17 protein-coding genes are annotated in these 16373 nt (G+C 71.5%); 9 read left to right on the top strand and 8 right to left on the bottom strand.

Going from position 1 to position 16373, the window contains the following annotated elements; genetic code table 11:
* Nucleotides 1–257: 257 nt before the first annotated feature.
* From C7C45_RS08155 to groES, 3 genes are all read right to left on the bottom strand, one after another.
* Nucleotides 258–1976: a molybdopterin-dependent oxidoreductase gene (locus tag C7C45_RS08155; RefSeq protein WP_110563031.1), complete on the bottom strand. Its 1719-nt coding sequence runs from the start codon at nt 1974–1976 to the stop codon at nt 258–260.
* A 126-nt stretch (nt 1977–2102) separates the two neighbouring features.
* A complete protein-coding gene (gene groL / locus C7C45_RS08160; RefSeq protein WP_110563032.1) occupies nt 2103–3740 on the bottom strand; it encodes a chaperonin GroEL in 1638 nt (545 codons plus the stop codon).
* Between the two features lie 70 nt (nt 3741–3810).
* The gene (gene groES, locus C7C45_RS08165) at nt 3811–4125 is read right to left on the bottom strand and encodes a co-chaperone GroES (RefSeq protein WP_030330046.1); all 315 of its coding nucleotides are present in this window, start codon (nt 4123–4125) and stop codon (nt 3811–3813) included.
* A 259-nt stretch (nt 4126–4384) separates the two neighbouring features.
* Here groES and C7C45_RS08170 point away from each other — a divergent pair, with 259 nt between their 5' ends.
* The 8 genes from C7C45_RS08170 (at nt 4385) to C7C45_RS08205 (ending at nt 11923) form a co-directional block, all read left to right on the top strand.
* Nucleotides 4385–5581, top strand: coding sequence for a THUMP-like domain-containing protein (locus C7C45_RS08170; protein WP_110563033.1), 1197 nt, complete (start codon nt 4385–4387; stop codon nt 5579–5581).
* 10 nt (nt 5582–5591) lie between these two features.
* Nucleotides 5592–6071: a Cys-tRNA(Pro) deacylase gene (gene ybaK / locus C7C45_RS08175; RefSeq protein WP_110563034.1), complete on the top strand. Its 480-nt coding sequence runs from the start codon at nt 5592–5594 to the stop codon at nt 6069–6071.
* A 180-nt stretch (nt 6072–6251) separates the two neighbouring features.
* Nucleotides 6252–7346, top strand: coding sequence for a sugar ABC transporter substrate-binding protein (locus tag C7C45_RS08180; RefSeq protein WP_110563035.1), 1095 nt, complete (start codon nt 6252–6254; stop codon nt 7344–7346).
* Between the two features lie 111 nt (nt 7347–7457).
* Nucleotides 7458–8276, top strand: coding sequence for an ATP-binding cassette domain-containing protein (locus tag C7C45_RS08185; protein WP_110563036.1), 819 nt, complete (start codon nt 7458–7460; stop codon nt 8274–8276).
* Nucleotides 8273–9535, top strand: a complete 1263-nt coding sequence (locus C7C45_RS08190; protein ID WP_110563037.1) for a sugar ABC transporter permease — start codon at nt 8273–8275, stop codon at nt 9533–9535. The genes C7C45_RS08185 and C7C45_RS08190 overlap by 4 nt, the downstream gene beginning before the upstream one ends.
* 22 nt (nt 9536–9557) lie before the next feature.
* Complete coding sequence (locus C7C45_RS08195) at nt 9558–10739, top strand: ROK family protein (RefSeq protein ID WP_110563038.1); 1182 nt, start codon at nt 9558–9560, stop codon at nt 10737–10739.
* A gap of 19 nt (nt 10740–10758) precedes the next feature.
* On the top strand, nt 10759–11058 hold the full coding sequence (locus C7C45_RS08200; RefSeq protein WP_110563039.1) for a DUF1707 SHOCT-like domain-containing protein: 300 nt from the start codon (nt 10759–10761) through the stop codon (nt 11056–11058).
* A gap of 124 nt (nt 11059–11182) precedes the next feature.
* Nucleotides 11183–11923: a DUF4142 domain-containing protein gene (locus C7C45_RS08205; protein ID WP_110563040.1), complete on the top strand. Its 741-nt coding sequence runs from the start codon at nt 11183–11185 to the stop codon at nt 11921–11923.
* Nucleotides 11924–11947: 24 nt separating this feature from the next.
* On the opposite strand, the gene C7C45_RS08210 is transcribed toward C7C45_RS08205, so the two are convergent.
* Genes C7C45_RS08210 through tsaB form a run of 4 tightly spaced genes read right to left on the bottom strand, consistent with a single transcriptional unit; the run spans nt 11948 to nt 14412 of the window.
* Nucleotides 11948–12202, bottom strand: a complete 255-nt coding sequence (locus C7C45_RS08210; protein ID WP_053660576.1) for a hypothetical protein — start codon at nt 12200–12202, stop codon at nt 11948–11950.
* 14 nt (nt 12203–12216) lie between these two features.
* Nucleotides 12217–13263, bottom strand: coding sequence for a tRNA (adenosine(37)-N6)-threonylcarbamoyltransferase complex transferase subunit TsaD (gene tsaD, locus C7C45_RS08215; protein WP_110563041.1), 1047 nt, complete (start codon nt 13261–13263; stop codon nt 12217–12219).
* Nucleotides 13256–13738, bottom strand: a complete 483-nt coding sequence (gene rimI / locus C7C45_RS08220; protein WP_110563042.1) for a ribosomal protein S18-alanine N-acetyltransferase — start codon at nt 13736–13738, stop codon at nt 13256–13258. The genes tsaD and rimI overlap by 8 nt, the downstream gene beginning before the upstream one ends.
* A complete protein-coding gene (gene tsaB, locus C7C45_RS08225) occupies nt 13735–14412 on the bottom strand; it encodes a tRNA (adenosine(37)-N6)-threonylcarbamoyltransferase complex dimerization subunit type 1 TsaB (RefSeq protein WP_110563043.1) in 678 nt (225 codons plus the stop codon). Before tsaB ends, rimI begins: the two co-directional genes overlap by 4 nt.
* Before the next feature lie 407 nt (nt 14413–14819).
* On the opposite strand from tsaB, the gene C7C45_RS08230 reads away from it, so the two are divergent.
* Nucleotides 14820–15524, top strand: a complete 705-nt coding sequence (locus tag C7C45_RS08230; RefSeq protein WP_110563044.1) for a helix-turn-helix domain-containing protein — start codon at nt 14820–14822, stop codon at nt 15522–15524.
* A gap of 98 nt (nt 15525–15622) precedes the next feature.
* Here the strand turns inward: C7C45_RS08230 and ung are convergent, their stop codons facing one another.
* Nucleotides 15623–16324, bottom strand: a complete 702-nt coding sequence (gene ung, locus C7C45_RS08235; protein ID WP_110563045.1) for a uracil-DNA glycosylase — start codon at nt 16322–16324, stop codon at nt 15623–15625.
* Nucleotides 16325–16373 lie beyond the last annotated feature (49 nt).

Raw genomic sequence — 16373 nt, forward strand, 5'->3', positions numbered from 1 at the left:
GAGCAGCAGGCCGCCGACCTGGTCGGCCAGTACTGGAACAGCTGACCCCCGAACGACCCGACCGCTGGCCGGCACCCCGAAACCCGGGGTGCCGGCCACCGGCATATCCACACCCCGCCAGCACGCCTGCGACCAACGCGCCCGCACCCGCGCCGCGCATCGCTGTTGACTGTCACGCGCTGACGCAAACTGTCCAAGGTCTGAACACTTCGCCGTCGATCAGCTGGACGGCCCGGCACTGCCCCACGAAGCGCGGGTCAGCGGACGGTGACGGTGACCGAGTGCCAGCCGGTGGCGCCGTCCGGGGCTACGCTCTGCGTACGCTCGGTCTGGGTCTCGCCGGTCGCGTCCGTAGCCCGGACCTGGAGCCGGTGCTCGCCCGGCGTGGCGTCCCAGCGCCAGGACCACTGGACCCAGGTGTCCACCGACACGGTCGGTGCCAGCTCTGCCTGCTGCCACTCTCCGCCGTCGACGCGTACCTCGACCTGGCGGATGCCCCGGTGTTGCGCCCAGGCCACCCCGGCGACGGTCACCGGGCCGGTGGTCAGCCGGTTGCGCCGTCGGGGGGTGTCGATCCGCGACTGAGTCTTGATCGGCCCCTGGGCGGACCAGCCGCGCGGCACCCAGTAGGCGTCGAAGTCGGCGAACCGGGTCAGCTCCAGCTCGGTCACCCACTTGCAGGCTGACACGTAGCCGTAGAGGCCGGGCACCACCATCCGGACCGGGAAGCCGTGCTCGACCGGCAGCGGCTCGCCGTTCATGCCGACGGCCAACAGTGCGTCCCGCCCGTCGCGGAGTGCGGCGGTGGGGGTGCCGCAGGTCCAGCCGTCGACCGAGCGGCCGACGACCTGGTCGGCGTCCGCGTCCGGCTCGACTTCGTCGAGCAACTCCCGAAGGGGTACGCCGAGCCAGCGGGCGTTGCCGATCAGGTCCCCGCCCACCTCGTTGGAGACGCAGGCCAGCGTGACGTACCGCTCGACGAGGGGCCGGGCCAGCAGGTCCGCGTAGCTGTAGGTGCGCTCGGTGCCGACTCGCCCGTGGATACGCAGCCGCCAGGTGTCCGGGTCCACCTGGGGCACCACGAGCGCGGTGTCGATCCGGTAGAACCCGAAGTTCGAACTGACGTAGGGCGCGACCTGTGCCAGTGAGAGGTCCGCGCCGGCCGGCACGGCCGGTGCGGGGGCGACCGGCGCGGGCAACCGGATCGCGTCCCGGGCGGCGGACACCCCGCGTCGACCGGCGAGCCAACGTCCACCGAGACCGCCGACCAGGGCCGTGCCGAGCAGTACTCCGCTGCCGGTGAGGAACCGTCGCCTCGACTCCGGGTCGACGTCCGACGACGGCCCGCTCGACCCGGCCACCACCGCAGGCTCAGCCGCAGGCCCATCCGAGCGCTCGACCGAGGGCTCGACCGGCGGCTGGGCCGGAGTCACCGGCACCGGCGCGGCGGGGGTCACCGGCACCGGCAGGCCCTCCCGAGCCGACGGGCCGGCTGGCGACACCGGCGCGATCGGGGTGGGTGGCGACCAGGGCCAGGGGTCCAGCTCGAACGGGCCTTCGATGAACAGCCAGAGCACCAGGGCGCCGAGGCCGGCACCGACAAGTGACGGCAGGGCGTCGGCGGCGTCCGCACCGGGGCGGGTCAGCGCGGCGGCCACGCCGATGGCACCGAACGCGGCGATGCCGGCCAGGCCGAGTGCCAGCCGGCGGACGGCCAGCACCCCGAACAGCGCGGCGAACCCTCCGAGCAACAGGCCCGTGATGACCAGCAGTGCGATCTTGTCGGCGGTGCCGAAGATGTCGATGGCGAACTGCTTCAGCGACTCGGGGACGGCGTCGACGACGACCCCGCCGACCGCGACCAGGGGCGCCGACCGGGGACCCGTCAGCACTGCCACCGGTTCGGCGATCCCGATCGCGACGGCGGCGGCGGTCACTCCGGCCAGCGCGGCGTACCGCCGCGACGTGGTGCTCATCGGCCCAGTGTGCGCGATCATCTCGCCCGGTCGCCAACAACGTCAGCGTCTGGTAATGACCCCGCGAAGACGAACCGGGGCGCACCGTCGTACGACGGTGCGCCCCGGACGGGTGTCGCTACCGGGTCAGAAGCCCGGGCCGTGCTGGTGGCCGTGGCCGTGCCCGCCGCCGGCGGCGGCCGGCTCGGCCTGCTCCGGCTTCTCCACCACGAGGCTCTCCGTGGTGAGCAGCAGACCGGCGATCGAGGCGGCGTTGGTGACCGCGTTGCGGGTCACCTTCACCGGGTCGATGATGCCGGCCTTGACCAGGTCGACGTACTCGCCCTTGGCCGCGTCGAGGCCGTTGCCCCACTTCAGGTCAGCGACCTTCTGCGTCACGACGTAGCCGTCGTGTCCGGCGTTCTGCGCGATCCAGCGCAGCGGCTCGACGAGCGACTTGCGCACGACCGAGACGCCGACCTTCTCGTCACCGGTGAAGCCCAGGTCGTCGTCGAGCACCGACAGGATCTGCACCAGGGCGGCGCCGCCGCCGGGCACGGTGCCCTCCTCGACCGCAGCCTTGGTCGCCGCGATGGCGTCCTCGATGCGGTGCTTGCGCTCCTTCATCTCGACCTCGGTCGCCGCACCAGCCTTGATCACGGCGATGCCGCCGGAGAGCTTCGCCAGCCGCTCGGCCAGCTTCTCCCGGTCCCAGTCGGAGTCGGAGGCCTCGATCTCCTTGCGGATCTGGGACACCCGGTCGGCGACGTCGGCCTTCTGGCCGCCGCCGTCGACGATCGTGGTGTTCTCCTTGTCGACCACGACGCGCCGAGCGGTGCCGAGCACCTCAAGGCCGACCTGGTCGAGCTTGTAACCCAGCTCCGGGGCGACCAGCTCGGCGCCCGTGGAGATCGCGATGTCCTGGAGCATCGCCTTGCGCCGGTCACCGAAGCCGGGGGCCTTGACCGCGCAGACCTTGAGGGTCTTGCGCAGCGAGTTGACCACCAGGGTGGAGAGCGCCTGGCCGTCCACGTCCTCGGCGATGATCAGCAGGGGCTTGCTGTTCTGCAGGACCTTCTCCAGCAGCGGCAGCAGCTCCTCGATCGCCGAGATCTTCTGGGTGGTGACCAGGATGTACGCGTCCTCAAGGACGGACTCCTGACCCTCCAGGTCGGTGACGAAGTTCGGCGAGATGAAGCCCTTGTCGAACTGGAGACCCTCGGTCACGTCCAGTTCGGTGGTGAGCATCGAGCCTTCCTCGACGGTGATGACACCATCGCGGCCGACCCGCTCCATCGCCTCGGCGATCAGATCGCCGATCGTGGCGTCCTGCGCGGAGATCGTCGCCACGTTCGCGATCGACTCCTTGCTGGTGACCTCTGCGGCACGGCTGAGCAGCGCCTCGGAGACCTTGGTGGCCGCCGCGTCGATGCCCCGCTTGAGGCCGGCCGGGTTGGTCCCGGCGGTCACGTTGCGCAGACCCTCGCGAACCATCGCCTGGGCCAGCACGGTCGCGGTGGTGGTCCCGTCGCCGGCGACGTCGTTGGTCTTGGTCGCCACCTCCTTGACCAGCTGCGCGCCGAGGTTCTCGTACGGGTTGGTGAGCTCGATCTCCTTGGCGATGGTCACACCATCGTTGGTGATCGTCGGCGCACCGAATTTCTTGTCCAGGACGACGTTGCGCCCGCGCGGGCCGAGGGTGACCTTGACCGCGTCCGCGAGGGCGTTGACACCGTGCTCCAGCAGGTGTCGGGCGTCGTCCGAGAAGCTCAGGATCTTCGCCATGAATGTCCCTTCGAAGCGCCACTGCCCCGGCCCGGCGAGCCGGACCGGGGCAATGGCACTGATCGGTTGCTTACTTCTCGATGACCGCGAGGACGTCGCGGGCGGAGAGCACCAGGTACTCCTCGCCGGCGTACTTGACCTCGGTGCCGCCGTACTTCGAGTAGAGGACGGTGTCGCCGACCTGAACGTCAACCGGAACCCGGTTGCCGTTGTCGTCGACGCGCCCCGGGCCCACAGCGAGGACAGTGCCCTCCTGCGGCTTCTCCTTGGCGGTGTCGGGGATCACGATGCCCGACGCCGTGGTGGTCTCAGCCTCGTTCGCCTGGACCACGATGCGGTCCTCGAGCGGCTTGATCGCAACCTTGGTCGCGGTAGTCACGGGCATACCCTCCTGGGGTACTGGTTTCGTTGCTGGCCGGCGGGGCCGACCAGCGTCAATCTGCCTCATGCCACCGGGCGGGGCCGTCGTCGCGGGTGCCGGTCCGCCTGGCGTGCGCACCCGGGTCGCGAGACCCGGAAGCTGGCACCCTCAGGGTGAGAGTGCTAATCGCAGGTTATTCCGTGGCTAGCACTCCGTCAAGGAGAGTGCCAGCGCGTCGCGCCCCGCCAGCCAGGATTTCCGAGCCGACCGGGACAATGACCGGGTGGATCTCGACCAGCTGACGGCGCTGCGTACCCCCGAGGGGTCGGCCGCACTCACGGCGGCGGCCGGGCTGGCCGGCGGTGACCCGCTGGCCGCGGCGTCGGCGCTGCGCGCTGCCGGGGTGCCGCCGACGCTGGCCGCGGCGGCGCTCACCCAGGCCGAACTCCGCCACCGGGCGGTCGGCAAGTTCGGCCCGGCCGCCGCTGGGATGTTCCTCACCCGCCCCGGCCTGGAGCAGGCCACCCGCCGGGTGGTCGCCGATCGTCGGGCCGCCCGGCTGCACGCGGCCGGCGTCCGCACCCTGGCCGACCTCGGCTGCGGCCTCGGCGCGGACGCGCTGGCCGCCGCCCGCGCCGGCATCCGGGTGTACGGGGTGGAGGCCGACCCGGTGACCGCCGCGATGGCCGCCGCCAACGCGGCGGCGGCCGGACTGGCCGACCTGTTCACGGTCGAGTGCGGCGATGCCACCGCGTTCGACGTCTCCCGCGTCGACGGGGTCTTCTGCGACCCGGCCCGCCGCACCACCGGCACCGGGCGGCGGATCTTCGACCCACGCGCCTACTCGCCGCCGTGGGATTTCGTCACCGGGCTGGCCGAACGGGTGCCGCGCACCGTGATCAAGGTGGCGCCCGGGCTGGACCACGCGCTCATCCCGGCCGGCGCGGAGGCGGAGTGGGTCGGGGTGGACGGCGACCTGGTGGAGGCCGCGCTCTGGTGCGGCGACCTGGCGGAGGTGCCCCGCCGTGCCACTCTCTACCGCCAGCAGGGTGCCGAGGTCCACCGCCACCAGCTCACCGGCTCGGGCGCCGACGAGGCCGGGGTCGGGCCGCCCCGCCGCTACCTGTACGACCCGGACCCGGCGGTGGTGCGCGCCCACCTCGTCGCGGAACTGGCCGTCGACCTGGACGCGACCCTCGGCGACCCGAGCATCGCCTACCTCTACGCCGACCGCCCGACCCGCACCCCGTACGCGCGCTGTCTGGAGATCACCGACGTGCTGCCGTTCTCGCTGAAGCGTCTGCGGGCGTTGCTGCGGGACCGCCGGGTGGGCCGGGTGGAGATCCTCAAGCGGGGTTCGGCGCTCACCCCGGAGCAGTTGCGGCGGGACCTGCGGCTGGCTGGCGACGAGGCGGCGAGTCTGGTGCTCACCCGGGTCGCGGGCGCACCGACCGTTTTGATCGGCCGGCCGGTCGACTAGCGTCGCCGGTGTGGCGGGACAGGGCACTCCGGCGACAGCGCTGGTGGTCAAGCGTGGGATCGCGCATCGCACCCATCCGTACCGGGTGGCACCAGACGCTCCGAACTACGGCGCGTTGGTGGCGGTGGCGCTCGGCGTGGCGCCGGAGCGCGTGTTCAAGTCGTTGGTGACCGAGGTCGACGGCGCGCTCACCGTGGCGGTCGTCCCGGTCACCGGCGAGTTGGATCTGAAGGCGCTCGCAGCGGCGGTCGGTGGCAAGCGGGCGACGCTTGCCGACCGGGCGGTCGCCGAGCGGGCCACCGGCTACGTACGCGGGGGGATCAGCCCGCTCGGGCAGCGCAGGCGACTGCCCACCGTGCTTGACGAATCCGCGCTGGATCTCCCGACGATCTACGTCTCGGCTGGTCGGCGCGGTCTGCAACTCGAACTGGCGGCGGCGGATCTGGTGGCGCTGACCGACGCCCGCACCGCCCCGTTGCAGACCCGCTGACGACTCTCGTTACGTCGACTCCACCGTGGGATACCCGTGGAGTAACAGTCGCGTTGCTGAATTGTTATCGCTGCCAACAAACTCGGTGCATGCGCGGTCTTGTGGAGGCGGTGTGACGCGCAATACGTTGCCGGACACAACAAAAACAACACCTCCCCCACCCCCGAAAGGACCCTGCACATGCGTAAGGGGATCCTCACCATCGCCGCCGTGGGCCTGCTCGCGACCGGCGGCTTGACCGCCTGCAGCGACGACTCCGGCACCGGCTCGGCCGACTCCAAAAAGACTCCCAAGATCGGCGTGATTCTTCCGGACAGCAAGTCCTCCCCCCGCTGGGAGACCGCGGACCGTCGCTTCCTGGAGGAGGCGTTCAAGACCGCCGGCGTCAAGTACGACATTCAGAACGCCCAGAACGACAAGGCCGCCTTCCAGACCATCGCCGACCAGATGATCACCGGCGGCGTCACCGCCCTCATGATCGTCAACCTGGACTCCGGCACCGGCAAGGCCGTGCTCGACAAGGCCAAGTCGCAGGGCGTCGCCACCATCGACTACGACCGGCTCACCCTCGGCGGCTCCGCCCAGTACTACGTCAGCTTCGACAACGAGACCGTCGGGAAGCTCCAGGGCGAGGGTCTGGCGAAGTGCCTGACCGACAAGGGCGCCAAGAACCCCGTCGTGGCGTACCTCAACGGCTCCCCCACCGACAACAACGCCACCCTGTTCAAGGCCGGCTACGACTCGGTGCTCAAGCCGAAGTTCGACGCCAAGGAATACACCAAGGGCCCGGACGACGCCGTGCCGGGCTGGGACGGCCCCACCGCCGCGACCATCTTCGAGCAGCAGCTCACCGCGACCAAGGGCAAGATCGACGGCGTGCTGGCCGCCAACGACACTCTCGGCAACGCCGCCATCTCGATCCTGAAGAAGAACAAGATCAACGGCAAGGTGCCGGTGACCGGCCAGGACGCCAGCGTGGAGGGCCTGCAGAACATCCTCGCCGGTGACCAGTGCATGACCGTCTACAAGGCCGTCCGGGAAGAGGCCAAGGCCGCCGCGGACCTGGCCATCGCGCTGGCCAAGGGCGAGAAGAAGGAGACCGGTCAGACGGTGAAGGACCCGGAGGGTGGCCGCGACGTCCCCTCGGTGCTGCTCACCCCGAAGGCGATCTACAAGGACAACGTCAAGGACGTCGTCGCCGACGGCTACGTGACCAAGGAGCAGCTCTGCACCGGTACGTACGCCAAGCTCTGCGGCGAAGCCGGCATCAGCTGACCGACGCCGCAGTACCCGCCGGGACGACCACCGCCGCCCGGCACGGGAGCACCCTCCCGTGCCGGGCGGCGCCGGCCGGACGGGCCCCGACCCTCCCTTAAGGAGACCCCCGTGTCCGCGACCCCCCTGCTGGAACTCCGCGGGATCGACAAGAGCTTCGGCCCCGTCCAGGTGCTCCGCGACGTCGCCCTGACCGTTCACCCGGGCGAAGTGACAGCTCTGGTCGGCGACAATGGCGCCGGCAAGTCGACCCTGGTGAAGTGCATCAGCGGCATCCACCCCACCGACGCCGGAGAGTTCCTGTTCAACGGTGAACCGGTGCACATCGGCAGCCCCCGCGACGCCGCCACGCTCGGCATCGAGGTCGTCTACCAGGACCTCGCGCTCTGCGACAACCTGGACATCGTGCAGAACATGTTCCTCGGCCGGGAGAAGCACAGCGGCATCGTCCTGGACGAGCCGACCATGGAACAGCTCGCCGCCGAAACCCTGGCAGGGCTCTCCATCCGCACCGTCACCTCACTGCGCCAGCACGTGTCCAGTCTCTCCGGCGGTCAGCGCCAGACCGTGGCCATCGCCAAGGCGGTGCTGTGGAACAGCAAGCTGGTCATCCTGGACGAGCCGACCGCCGCGCTGGGCGTGGCACAGACCGCCCAGGTGCTCGAACTGGTCCGCCGCCTCGCCGACAACGGCCTGGCCGTGGTGCTCATCTCGCACAACATGAACGACGTCTTCGCCGTCTCCGACCGGATCGCCGCGCTGTACCTCGGCCAGATGGTCGCCCAGGTGAAGACCACCGACATCACGCATGCCCAGGTGGTCGAGCTGATCACCGCCGGGCGTTCGGGCGGGCTCGGCCTCGCCACCGACCCGGGCAGCAACGGCGACGGCCCGCAGCCGGCCGACTCGATCTCAGGAGGCGCCCGATGACCACCACCGCCGTGCGGAAGGACGGCCCGGCGGCCGTCACACCGCCGCCGACCGTCGGGAGCCACGTCCGCAACTACCTGAGTCGGGTACGCGGTGGCGACGTCGGCGCACTACCGGCCGTGCTCGGCCTGGTCGTGCTCTGCACCGTCTTCGCGGTCATGCGGCCGTCGTCGTTCCTGTCGGCCGGCAACTTCGCCAACCTCTTCACCCAGGGCGCGGCGGTCACGCTCATCGCGATGGGCCTGGTCTTCGTACTGCTGCTCGGCGAGATCGACCTCTCCGCCGGCTTCGCCAGCGGCGTCTGCGCGGCGGTGCTGGCCAACGTGGTCACCGTGCTCGGCTACCCCTGGTGGGTCGCCGTGCTCGCCGCGGTCGCCACCGGCGTGGTCATCGGCACCACGCTCGGGTTGCTGGTCGCGAAGATCGGCATTCCGTCCTTCGTGGTCACTCTCGCCGGCTTCCTCGCCTTCCAGGGCGTCGTGCTGATGCTCGTGAAGGACGGCACCAACATCTCCGTCCGCGACGAAACGCTTGTCGCCATCGCCAACCGCAACCTCGCCCCCACCCTGGGCTGGGCGCTGGCTGCCCTCGCGGTTGTCGGCTATGGCGCGGTGCAACTGCTGCGGCACCGCAACCGGGCGGCCCGTGGTCTGATCACCGACCCGATCGCGGTGGTGGCGCTGCGGATCGGCGGGCTCGCCGTCATCCTCGGCACGGCGGTGTACGTCCTCAACCTGGAGCGCAGCCGCAACGTACTGATCGTCTCGCTCAAGGGTGTGCCGATCGTGGTGCCGATCATCGCGGTGCTGCTGGTCATCTGGACCTTCGTGCTCCAGCGCACCAGCTACGGCCGGCACATCTACGCCGTGGGCGGCAACCGGGAAGCGGCCCGCCGGGCCGGTATCGGCGTCGACCGGATCCGGATCTCCGTCTTCGTGATCTGCTCATCCATGGCCGCCATCGGTGGCATCGTGGCGGCCAGCCGGGCCAACTCCGTCGACCCGAACACCGGGGGCAGTAACGTACTGCTCTACGCGGTCGGCGCAGCGGTGATCGGAGGCACCAGCCTCTTCGGCGGAAAGGGCCGCGTCCTCGACGCCGTGCTCGGCGGCGCGGTGGTCGCGGTCATCGAAAACGGAATGGGCCTGATGGGTTACAGCGCGGGAGTCAAGTACGTGGTGACCGGCGTTGTGCTGCTCCTCGCCGCCAGCGTCGACGCGCTCTCCCGCCGCCGCGCGGCAGCCACCGGCACCCGCTGACCGCGCGGGAGGTAGCACCACGATGCGCCCAGGACCGAGTCAGGACGACGTGCGACGGCAGAACCTCGGTGCCCTGCTGCGACACGTACACGTCCACGGGCCGACGACGCGCGCCGAACTGACCACCACGCTGGGCCTCAACCGCAGCACCATCGGCGCGCTCACCGCCGACCTGTCCGCAGTGGGACTGGTCAGCGAGGGAGCGCCAAAGGAAACCGGCCGGGCCGGCCGACCGTCACTGGTCGTCCGGCCCGAGTCGGCCCGGGTCTACGCGTACGCGTACTCAGTGGAGGTGGACCGGCTGCGCGCGGCCCGGATCGGGCTGGGTGGGGCGGTCCTGGACCGCCGGGACCTGGACCGGCCGCGTGGCCTGCTGGCTGCGGAGGCCGCGCCGCTCCTGGCCGGTGCGGTGAAACAGATGCAGCAGATCGTGCCCTCCGACGCGATCTGCGTCGGTGCCGGCGTCGCGGTCTGTGGCATGGTCCGCCGCGACGACGGCCTGGTGCGGCTCGGCCCGACCACCGGCTGGGTGGACGAGCCGATCGGCGCGGCACTCGGTGCCGAGTTGGGCATCGACGTGCCGGTCACCGTGGGCAACGTGGCGGACGTGGCGGCGTTCGCCGAACACGCACGAGGCGTGGCGGCCGGCTGCGACAACGTCCTCTACCTGTACGGCGACGTCGGCGTGGGCGCCGGCATCATCGCTGGTGGACGCCGGCTGACCGGGCACGGCGGGTACGGCGGCGAGGTCGGCCACATGAAGGTGGTCCTCGACGGCAGGCCCTGTGAGTGCGGCTCCCGGGGCTGCTGGGAGACCGAGATCGGCGAGCACGGTCTGCTTCGCGCTGCCGGCCGCTCCGGCGCTCGAGGTCGTGGCGCGCTGCTGGCCGTCTTCGATGCCGCCGACCGTGGTGACGCCCGCGCCCAGACGGCCGTCCGCCAGGCCGGCGACTGGCTCGGCTTCGGGGTGGCCAACCTGGTGAACGTCTTCAACCCGGAAATGGTCATCTTCGGCGGGACCATGCGCGACCTCTACCTTGCGGCGGCGGCCCAGATCCGCAGCCGACTCAACTCCAACGCGCTCAGCGCCTGCCTGGAGCACGTCCGGCTGCGTACGCCGAAGCTGGGCGAGGACGCACCCCTGATCGGGGCCGCCGAGTTGGCCTTCGAACGACTCCTCGCCGACCCCCTCGACGTGGGCTGATCCGCGTACCCTGTTCGGCGTGGATGTCGAGCTGCGCGCTTCCGACGACGACCGCAACCGGGTGGTCGCCGAGCTGCACCGGCACACCACGGCAGGCCGGCTGACCCTTGACGAATTCTCCGACCGGGCCGGTGCGGTGTGGACCGCTCGGACCCTCGGTGACCTGGCCGCGCTGACCCGAGACCTGCCGGCCCTGCCCGACCCGACCACCGACGGCGACGAATCCGTCGGGCACGGGCGTCGGGAGTTGCTGATGGTGTTCGCCGCCGCCGCGCTCACCCTGCTGCTGCTTGGCGGCTTCATCGCCGTCACCCGCTGATCCGGCTCGCCCTCCGATGAACTGATCGCGCGATCAGTCCGTATCAGTGGGCGGACGGGCAGCCGGCAGGTGTGGCTGCCCGGTCCAGACGCGTTTCGGTCCGGACCGAGGAGGCACCACAGACATGGCACCGCTCAGATCCGCCCGTCGCCGGCTGGGCATCCGGACCCATCGAGCGGCGCTGCTGCTCATCGCGATCATCGCGGGGATCGGTGTCCTGCCCGGCGTCGCCATCGCCGCGCCCGCTGGCGGCCAGCAGCTCAACGCCGCCGACATGACGCTGCTCAACGGGGTGCGACTGGCCGGGTTGTGGGAGATGCCGGCCGGCCAGATGGCCGCCGAGAAGGGGCAGTCGGCCAAGGTACGGGAGATCGGCGCCGGCATCGCCAGCGAGCACCAGCGGCTCGACCAGCTCACGGTGGACGCTGCCAACAAGTTGGGCGCGAGCATCCCCAGCGAGCCGACGGCCGAGCAGAAGGGCTGGCTGGCGGAGATGCAGAAGGCCTCCGGCGCCCGGTTCGACCAGATCTTCGTCACCCGACTCCGGGTCGCCCACGGCAAGATCTTCCCGGTGATCGGCGCGGTCCGCGCCAGCACCCGCGACGCCACCGTCCGCAAGCTCTGCGACGACGCCAACAGCTTCGTCATGCACCACATGCAGATGCTGGAGAGCACCGGGCTGGTCCGCTGGCCGGAGCTGCCGCCGGCGGCGCTGCCCGCCCCCGGTGAGGATGGGCTGCTGGCCGCCGCCAAGGCGAACGCCGGCCCACAGGTCGGGGTCAGCAGCACCGTCGTCTGGCTGGTCTTCCTCGCCGCGCTGGGCACCGGCGGAATCGCCACGTACCGGATGCTGCGCCGCAGTTGACCGATCGCTCGGTGGTGGCTCGCGTCAGCGGTCGACCTGGGTGAAGTCCCAGGAGTGCGGGGCGCGGGCCACCAGCAGGGCGGGCGGATCCGGCAGCGGCCGGGGGTTGCTGCGCCACTTGGAGATGACCACGACACGGTGGTCGGTGGAGGAGAAGACCTCGCTGGACACGTGCAGCGGGTCATGCTCCAACTCCGGCAGGGCGGTGTCGCACACCCAGGTGATCAGGTCGGCGACGCCGTACGCCTCGGCCCGCGCCTCCCACATCCGCACGATCATGTCCGCCGCTTCCGTCACACGCTGACCGTGGTCAACGGCAGTGCCGAGTCGGCCGGCAGGTCCAGTCGGCTCGGTGCGACCCCCGCGGCGACCAGGTGCGAACCGAGCGCGGCCACCATTGCTCCGTTGTCGGTGCACAGCTTCGGCCGGGGCACGCGGACCCGGATGCCGTACTTCTCCGCCCGCTGCTCGGCCATTGCCCGCAGCCGCGAGTTCGCCGCCACTCCCCCGCCGATCACCAGCGTCTCGATGCCCTGCGCACGGCAGGCGGCGAGCGCCTTGCTGGTCAGGACGTCACAGACGGCCTCCTGGAAGGACGCGGCCACGTCGGCCACCGGCACCGGCTCACCGGCACGCTGACGCGCCTCGACCCACCGGGCCACCGCCGTCTTCAGCCCGGAGAACGAGAAGTCGTACCGGTGGGCGGCGAGATCCTTCGCGGCAGTCAGACCGCGGGGGAAGGCGATGGCGGCGGCGTCGCCGGCCCGGGCCTCCCGGTCGATCGGCGGGCCGCCCGGAAACGGCAGCCCGAGCAGCCGGGCGACCTTGTCGAACGCCTCGCCGGCCGCGTCGTCGATGGTGGCCCCCAGCGGGGTGACGCCCCGGGCCAGGTCGTCGACGAGCAGGAGGGACGAGTGACCGCCGGACACCAGGAGCGCGATGGCGGGTTCGGGCAGTGGGCCATGTTCGAGGGTGTCCACCGCGACGTGGGCGGCGAGGTGGTTGACGCCGTACACCGGTTTCTCGGCGGCGAGCGCGTAGCCCTTCGCGGCGGCGACCCCGACCAGCAGCGCGCCGGCCAGCCCCGGCCCGGAGGTGACCGCGATCGCGTCGATGTCGGCCAGGGTGACGCCGGCCTCGGTCAGTGCCCGGTCCATGGTCGGCACGATGGCCTCCAGGTGTGCCCGGCTGGCCACCTCGGGCACCACACCCCCGAACCGGGCGTGCTCCTCGACGCTGGAGGCGAGCGCGTCGGCCAGCAGGGTGTGCCCCCGCACGATGCCGACGCCGGTCTCGTCGCAGGAGGTCTCGATACCCAGGATCAGTGGTTCGTCAGCCATGGTCGTGTGATCCGTCCCCGGTCGGCTCGGCGTCGCGCCGCATCACCAGCGCGTCGGTGTTGCTCGGTTGGTAGTAGCCGCGCCGCACCCCGATCGGCTCGAACCCGTACGTCGCGTAGAGCCGCTGGGCGGCGGCGTTGTCCACGGCGACCTCCAGCAGGGTGCTGCGGGCGTCGCGCCGGGCCGCCTCGGCGAGCAGTTCCTCCAGCAGGGCACGGCCAACGCCGCGCCGCTGGACGTCCCGGCGGACGGCGATGTTCTGCACCCACACCTCGCCCGGCGGAACACCGGCGAGCCCGGCGTAACCGAGCACCGAACCGTCCGCGTCGACGGCGACCCGGTAGTGGTGCCCGTTGGCCAACTCGTTCCAGAACATGGCCGGCGACCACTGCTCGGCACCGAAGAGGTCAGCCTCGATCGGCAGCACGTCGTCGATGTGCCACCAGCGGAACGGGTCGAGTCGTACCGCGGTCATGGCAGGACCGGTTTGCGGCCGGTCGCCGCCACCGCGTCCGGGCGACGCAGGTAGAGAGGGGTGAGCCGCTCGCTGGGCGCGCCCGCCCGGATCCGCTCGGCAGCCAGCGACGCCAGCACGGTGGCGTCCGGGTACCGCGGCTCGACCCGAACGGGCAGATCCAGGGTTTCGGCGTACCGGTGCGCCCCGTCGCCGACCGCGATCGTCGCCCCCAACTCGCGGGCGCGCGCGGCGGCGACCACCGGCGTGGACACCTCGGGCCCGACGACCCGCTCGCCAGCGCCGTCGTAGACGGCCCAGTAGAGCTCCTTGCGCCGGGCGTCGCTGGCGGCCAACACCGGCTCGCCGGACGCCGCCGGGTAGCCGATGGCATCCAGCGAGCAGACGCCGTACGTGGGGATGCCGAGCACCTGACCCATCGTCGCGGCGGTTACCAGGCCGACCCGCAGCCCCGTGAACGGCCCCGGGCCGAGCCCGGCGACGATGGCGGTCAGGTCACGCGGGCGCGCGTCGGCATCGGCGAGGACCGCGTCCACCTGGGGCGCGAGCAGTTCGCCGTGGGCGCGGGCGTCGACGGTGCACCGGTGCGCCCGGGACGCCACGCCGTCCGCCGAGACCTCCACCAGCGCCGCGGTCACCGCGGGGGTCGAGCTGTCCACCACGAGTACGAGCACGGTAAGCCAGCCTAGCCGCCCCGCCAACGCCCCCAGCCCCGCCCCGCCCCTGCACACCGCGACCCGGACACGTCCCTCCCACACCAGCGGCCCGCCGGGGCCCGCCGGTTGGTCCGGCGCGACCGCACGGCCGAACCCACCGCACGGCCCCACCCACCGCACGGCCGAACCCGCCGCACGGCCCCACCCGCCGGGCGGCCGACATGGGAGAGGGCGACGGGCGACTCTCCCCACTGAGCGGTATACCTGTGAGTCATAGTTATGACTCACAGGTATACCGCTCATCAGGGAAAGGCCCGGTCGCCGAGACAGGTCACCCGCGGGCCAGTGAAATGGGACGAAGGCCGCCCAGTCGTGAACCCGCCTCAACGCTGTTCGCCACGGCCGGTGTGGTCCACCATCCCGACATGCCAACCACGCGCCTCGTCACCCTGCTCGGCAGCGCCGTTCGACAGCAGCGGCACCTACGCGACCTGACCCAAGTTGAGCTGGCTGAGTTGGCTGGGGTCAGCCAGGCGGCGGTGGCCCGGATCGAGAGCGGCAACCGCGCGCCCAGCATCGCCGTCCTCGAAGCGTTGCTCGCCGCGATGGACGTCCAACTGGTCGTCGGGGTCGAGCCGCTGGACGCGCACCTCGACGCACGGATCGACGACCTGGCCGCCCGGCCGATCGGCGAGCGGATCGACGGGTTGGGCCTGGATCGGTTGCTGGACCAGCTCTCCGACTTTCCCCAGGTCATCACCGGGAACACGGCGGCGCTGCTGCAGGGCGCGCCGGTGCCGGTCGAGGCCCTGGAGATCGCCCTGCGCTGGCAGGACTCCAAACCGTTCACCCGCTGGCTGGAGACGAACTACGGCCAGCGGTGGAACGCCCGCTGGGGTGAGTTCGGCGGAGTGTGGCTGGAGCCGGAGGAGCCGGGTGAGCATCGTTGGTCGACCCGGTACGGCGAGGTCAGGGCAACAATGTGCGACGAGCTACCCGAGACGATCGAGGTGCAGCACGGTGGGCGGATCTACCGGGTGGTGCCGCTCGTCGAGCTGGAGTTGACCGAGCCACGCGCCGGCGAGCTGTTGCGCCGCTACCGCGACCGGCAGACGGCCAGCGGAGGCTGAACCAGCGCCGGCGCGTGGCCAGCAGGAGCGTCGACGGCCGGCTCAGCCGGCGGCCCAGTCGACAGCCGGCTCAGCCGGCGGCCCAGTCGACAGTCGGCTCAGCCGGCGGTGCGCTCCCAGTCGATGGTGGGCAGGCCGGCGTCGGCGAGCGCCTTGTTGGCCGCGCTGAACGGGCGGCTGCCGAGGAAGCCACGCGGGTTCATCGGGCTGGGGTGGCCGGCCTCCAGCACCACGTGCTGCGGGTTGGTGACCAGGGCGGCCTTCTTGCGGGCGTAGCCACCCCAGAGCAGGAAGACCACCCGGTCCGGCGACGCGTCCAGCGCCCTGATGGTCGCGTCGGTGAACTCCTCCCAGCCGGAGTTGGCGTGCGAGCCCGGGGTGGCCTGGCGGACGGTCAGCACCGCGTTGAGCAGCAGCACGCCCTGTGCGGCCCAACCGTCGAGGTTGCCGCCGCGCGGCTTGGGGACGCCGACGTCCTCACCCAACTCCTTGAAGACGTTGCGCAACGACGGCGGCACCGTCACACCGTCTCGGACGCTGAAGCTCAGCCCGTGCGCCTGCCCGGCCCGGTGGTATGGGTCCTGCCCCAGGATCAGCACCCGGGTGCCCTGCGGCGGGCAGAGCCGGTATGCCGAGAACAGGTCCTCCAGGGGCGGGAAGACGGTCTGTGTCGCGTATTCCCGGGCAACGAACTCGGCCAGCGCGGCGGTGCGGGCCGCGTCCAGGTGCGGGGTGAGCACGGCACGCCAAGGCTCCGGCAGCAGGGCCAGCAGGTCAAGGGCGGGGGCGTCGTCGGGCATCAAAAACCTCTCACAGCGCGGGTCGGTCCCCCGCACTCTAGGCATCGGG

It is taken from the genome of Micromonospora arborensis (assembly GCF_003205615.1).
GTDB lineage: Bacteria > Actinomycetota > Actinomycetes > Mycobacteriales > Micromonosporaceae > Micromonospora > Micromonospora arborensis.

Coding starts and splice junctions, on each gene's coding strand:
- C7C45_RS08155 (WP_110563031.1), bottom strand. CDS start 1,976: ATGAGCACCACGTCGCGGCGGTACGCCGCGCTGGCCGGAGTGACCGCC.
- groL (WP_110563032.1), bottom strand. CDS start 3,740: ATGGCGAAGATCCTGAGCTTCTCGGACGACGCCCGACACCTGCTGGAG.
- groES (WP_030330046.1), bottom strand. CDS start 4,125: ATGCCCGTGACTACCGCGACCAAGGTTGCGATCAAGCCGCTCGAGGAC.
- C7C45_RS08180 (WP_110563035.1), top strand. CDS start 6,252: ATGCGTAAGGGGATCCTCACCATCGCCGCCGTGGGCCTGCTCGCGACC.
- C7C45_RS08190 (WP_110563037.1), top strand. CDS start 8,273: ATGACCACCACCGCCGTGCGGAAGGACGGCCCGGCGGCCGTCACACCG.
- C7C45_RS08195 (WP_110563038.1), top strand. CDS start 9,558: ATGCGCCCAGGACCGAGTCAGGACGACGTGCGACGGCAGAACCTCGGT.
- C7C45_RS08205 (WP_110563040.1), top strand. CDS start 11,183: ATGGCACCGCTCAGATCCGCCCGTCGCCGGCTGGGCATCCGGACCCAT.
- C7C45_RS08210 (WP_053660576.1), bottom strand. CDS start 12,202: ATGATCGTGCGGATGTGGGAGGCGCGGGCCGAGGCGTACGGCGTCGCC.
- tsaD (WP_110563041.1), bottom strand. CDS start 13,263: ATGGCTGACGAACCACTGATCCTGGGTATCGAGACCTCCTGCGACGAG.
- rimI (WP_110563042.1), bottom strand. CDS start 13,738: ATGACCGCGGTACGACTCGACCCGTTCCGCTGGTGGCACATCGACGAC.
- C7C45_RS08230 (WP_110563044.1), top strand. CDS start 14,820: ATGCCAACCACGCGCCTCGTCACCCTGCTCGGCAGCGCCGTTCGACAG.
- ung (WP_110563045.1), bottom strand. CDS start 16,324: ATGCCCGACGACGCCCCCGCCCTTGACCTGCTGGCCCTGCTGCCGGAG.